Origin of the sequence: Methanospirillum sp. (assembly GCF_035406105.1) — an archaeon.
Taxonomy (GTDB): domain Archaea; phylum Halobacteriota; class Methanomicrobia; order Methanomicrobiales; family Methanospirillaceae; genus Methanospirillum.
This window is the reverse complement of the sequence record NZ_DAONKG010000200.1, coordinates 1-4,434: the sequence shown is the minus strand read 5'-3', so window position 1 is coordinate 4,434 and position 4,434 is coordinate 1. Positions and strand designations below refer to the sequence as shown.

At 40.3% G+C, this 4,434-nt stretch carries 4 protein-coding genes; 1 reads left to right on the top strand and 3 read right to left on the bottom strand.

Annotated features, from left to right (window positions below):
- Positions 1-286: 286 nt before the first annotated feature.
- Entirely contained in the window at positions 287-988 is a 702-nt protein-coding gene (locus PLA23_RS10840; protein ID WP_324475189.1) for a hypothetical protein, read from the top strand.
- A gap of 147 nt (positions 989-1,135) precedes the next feature.
- Here the strand turns inward: PLA23_RS10840 and PLA23_RS10835 are convergent, their stop codons facing one another.
- From PLA23_RS10835 to PLA23_RS10825, 3 genes are all read right to left on the bottom strand, one after another.
- On the bottom strand, positions 1,136-2,173 hold the full coding sequence (locus tag PLA23_RS10835) for a PAS domain-containing sensor histidine kinase (RefSeq protein WP_324475188.1): 1,038 nt from the start codon (positions 2,171-2,173) through the stop codon (positions 1,136-1,138).
- 12 nt (positions 2,174-2,185) lie between these two features.
- Entirely contained in the window at positions 2,186-3,817 is a 1,632-nt protein-coding gene (locus PLA23_RS10830; protein ID WP_324475187.1) for a cache domain-containing protein, read from the bottom strand.
- 378 nt (positions 3,818-4,195) lie between these two features.
- On the bottom strand, positions 4,196-4,434 hold a 239-nt coding region (locus PLA23_RS10825), incomplete at its 5' end, for a ClpB D2-like domain containing protein (protein WP_324475186.1).

The following is a 4,434-nucleotide window of genomic DNA, read 5'->3' as shown; positions in this document are numbered from 1 at the left end:
AATTAATTACTTATCATTTATAATCAGTCACTTATTCGATTATTTCATCAAAATAAGAGAAATCAGTAATCTCTTATTTCTAAAACCTGAATTATTAATCTTAAAGTATGTATCAACTACATGAGGAAAAGATCGTCAAACATACCGATGTATTTACTCCTGGCTCTTATACACCAGTAATGAATGCAATAATAATCGCAACAGGGCCAACGGGATTTCTTTTTTAAATTTTTTTATATTCGGTTTTCGAAATTATTATCAATTCTTCGGAGTAATACACCTATTCATGAGAAGTATAAAGATTTTGAATGCACTTTTATTAATTGGAGTCATCTTCATCATCCTGACTGGAATAGAAGGTATTTACGCTGAAGATCAGAGTGCCTCCATACCTATATGGAATGGTTCATGGGTATCGAAAGAATATCATCTTCTTATTCTACAAAATGGGACTTCTATCGTCGGGAGTTATGAGCCAAAGGATATTGAAAACCGGGACCCAGGTGTCCTGAAAGGGACATTATCAGATGATGGGAGGACATTCTCTGGTATCTGGTCTGAATCAGGAACAATTTCACTCATCATGTCTGATGATATGATGTCTTTTTCAGGGACCGGGTCAGTAGATCAGAATAGCAACCTTACACCCTTCGAATATACTAGAACAGGAAACCGGACAAGTGAAGGCATTCTACAAGAAAATCCCTGGAGTGGAACATGGGATACGATCCACAACACCTATACTCTTCTTCAGAATGGAACCACTCTCTCTGGCACATACATTCCAAAGAACCCGGATGCAGACGAACCCGGGTTTATTGAGGGAAGAATTTCTGATAATGGAAAAATTTTGAACGGTTCCTGGTTTGAATCAGGAACATTTACCTTCAGGATTTCAGATGACGGGAAGAGGTTTAATGGAACGTATACCCATTCACTCTCCAATTCAGCCATCAACGACACCTGGAACGGGGAGAAGATAGAATAAACCACCAATCTGTAACTCAATAGTGGAAGGAGACCAAAAAAATCAACCGATATTTTTTGTATACTGGTGCTCTGAAATGTTACTCACAGATTTTAGGAACGGTACAAGTACCTTGTAACCAAAACCTGAGGTTCCTGAAATCACCCATTAATTTCCTATCCGGAACCTGCCACTGGGAACTTCAATTTCAAACCGGCATCCACTTCCATACCGACCGGTTTCTATAATGGTAATATCACATAACGAAAGAATTTCCCGCGTTAGGAATAGCCCATATCCGGTATTTTTTCCATACCCTCTCTCAAAAATGAGTGTTTTCTGCTCATCTGGAATACCAATGCCATCGTCCTCAACGGTGATATGGTATCCCTTTTCTGACACTTTTCCTGTCACTTCAATCTTTGTCAGTTTTTCGCCATGACGGATGGCATTTTCGATCAGATTATAGCAGACTTTTTCAAAGAGTGGATCACAGAGGACAAACACATCTGAAATATCACAAGTAAACTGGACATTTCCTAAATCAATCTGATGAGTAACCCGCATAAACATAGCCCCGACATCGTGCCATTCAGGAAGGCGAATACCAAGCTCCTGATATGTTTTGGTAAATGCGACAAATTGTTCAATTTCTGTCATTGAACGCCGGATACGATCAATGTACTCTTTTTGCTCCTCTAGTAATGGATAATCTTCAAGGAACGATAAAAATGCCTTTGAGATCATGATTTTATTGAGGATATCGTGACGGGTGATGCCGGATAAGAGATTCAGCTTCCTATTTGCAACAAGTAATGCTTCTTCTGCTTTTTTAAGAGAGGTAATATCTCGTATCGATTCAATAGCTCCTACGATATCACCATCCTTATCATGCAGCGTTGCAGCAATTACAGAAATATATCTCATCTCCCCCGATTTTTCTATCCAGTAACTCGTCTGTATCAGATCATCAGACCGTTCAATATGTTCATATAAATCATTATACGAAATATCCGGATGTAATGCAAGATCAATAAGGAGGGGGCGTTTCGTCTGATAAACGGATAAGGAATATTCATAATCCCCTTTTCCAATCATACTGTCAGAATCAAGACCGGAAAATTTTTCCATCGCACGATTCCAAAAGAGAATAACTCCGTTCTTATCAATAACAAAAGTTGGATCCGGAAGTAACTCAAGAATCATCTCAACACGTACCTACGCTTCACGAAGGGCTTCTTTTTCTGCAGAAGAGATAATAGCCTGACGTTCCATGGTGATATCGCGGATGTGAACGAGATTGAGAATCTGATCATTAGTCGTAGTATTCGTAACCCTGATGTTGAGATACTGTTCATGATCCCCTGTCGACCGTGTAAGAATCCGGCTTTCATATCCTTCAGTACCAGTCGTATACGATGATTGAATCATTTGATAAATAACTGGTCCGGCCTCATCAAACAATTCTGAAATATTCTTACCTCGTGCCTCATAATTCGATATTGAAAACATCTCTTCTGCAGCATGATTCATCTCAAGGATCGTATTATCTTTGCACAGAATAATTGCGTCTGCTGAAGCCTGAAAAAGACCCATATATCGCTCTTCACTTGCTTTCAACGAGAGAAACATCTTCTGCAGCTGTTCTGCCATGTGTTTGAAGGTATGCGACAGTTCACCAAGTTCATCACCCCGGTCAAGATACGTCCATGAGGAAAAATCACCATGAGCAAACGCTTTTGCAGAACGACTCATCGCCAGAATAGGCCGTGTAATATATCGTGCAAGAAGGATGCATAGAAGAACTGTACCAATAATAATGCAGATTAATAAGAGCAGAGTTACCGTATTATTGTCATGTATTCTGCCCATAAAATCTGACTCCGGGATTACCACCACAATCAGCCAGTCAAGCCCGTATGGATCCTGATAGCGACTTACCTGAACGAGGTGTGATTCAGTCCCATTTGTACTCGTAAATTGTTGTCTGGAAGTAAGAGAAGAGAATAGTGTATTGTTTTTGGAAAGTACCTCTGTAACCTCCTCAATAATCGGGTCATTACAATCAGACGCATTAAGAAGGGCTATATCCCCATTTTCTCGTATATATGGTTCCTGTATTGTTGACGCCGCAATTATCTTACCGTTTGTGTCAATAATAAATGCCTGACCATGCTCAGATATTTTCAGATTCTGCAAAAAATCTCCAATTCCGTTCAAAGTCAGGGACGTATCCATCACTCCCATTAGTAACCCCTGACTGGAATATACCGGGGATGCTGCATCAATACTTACCACCCCTTCAAGCCACATATAGACAGGGGTCCAGGCAGGACCCTGTGCCTGAACAGCTGCCTGATACCACGGCCGGGTTCTGGGATCATACTCAGGTATTATGAGGGTTTTTTCTCCCAAACTGCCATCTTCCAACAGCCGATACTCAGTAAACGAGTGGTTGGTCTGTGAATTTGAGATACCATAAAACCGCTCTGTACCATTCACAATCCCAGGAGCACCCACCTTCGAGATTATGGTATAATTTCCATCTGCCTCGTTTGCATAACAAATTGCCTCAATAGTGTCAAATCTGAATGATAAATTCCTAAAATAAGATTTAAGACCAGCATTGTCATGCACATGGAGAGAACCAAGGGCAATACTGTCCATACAGAGCTGATTTACAAGGTGAGGTGTTTTCAGATAGTCCCTGAGCTGATCAGATATCCGATATGAAGTCTCATCAAGAACCTGTCCGGCAAGCTCCTGTACCGCGAACTGACTTGCTTGAAATGCAAAAAAACCGGTTATAGAGATTGCAAATATGACAACGAGGACAAAACATATCGTCAAAACAGTTTGTAACCTGAGTTTTCCAATAATCTGGCTCCCCCTATTCTTAACCCCTTCCGGTATTTCAGACAAAGAAAAAAAAGACGATAGCGACCATTGGGGATCCTTCGCAGTCATGGTAGGACGGTTATCGTATGTATCATTCAAATTGTAGAACGATAAACATATCTGCCTTTAATCATTTCTACCTAAATATCAGGAAATATATCGGATTTGAGACAGATACAAAGGGAGAGGGGATGAATACGTAATGTATGGTGTCGTACCACTGTCAGAATGCCAGGACAAAAACCAGAACCAATGTAAAAAATCCGGCTCTATGGAGTGATCGGGGATATGCAAGAAAAAAAGGAGATTTGAGAGTCTAATACTATGGGATCAGGTATTTCGAAATACTAATGCCCCCTCTTTTTCATCAACGATAATCTCTTTCTCTTTTGTCACCTCTCCAGATAGGATCATCTTTGATAGCTCATTGAGCAGGTTTCTCTGGATGACCCGTTTGATCGGTCGTGCTCCAAACTGGGGATCAAATCCAATGCGTGCAATGTAATCTATAGCCTCTTTTGTGACAGTAAATCTGACATCATTCTTTTCCAGCATCTTTATAACAATAT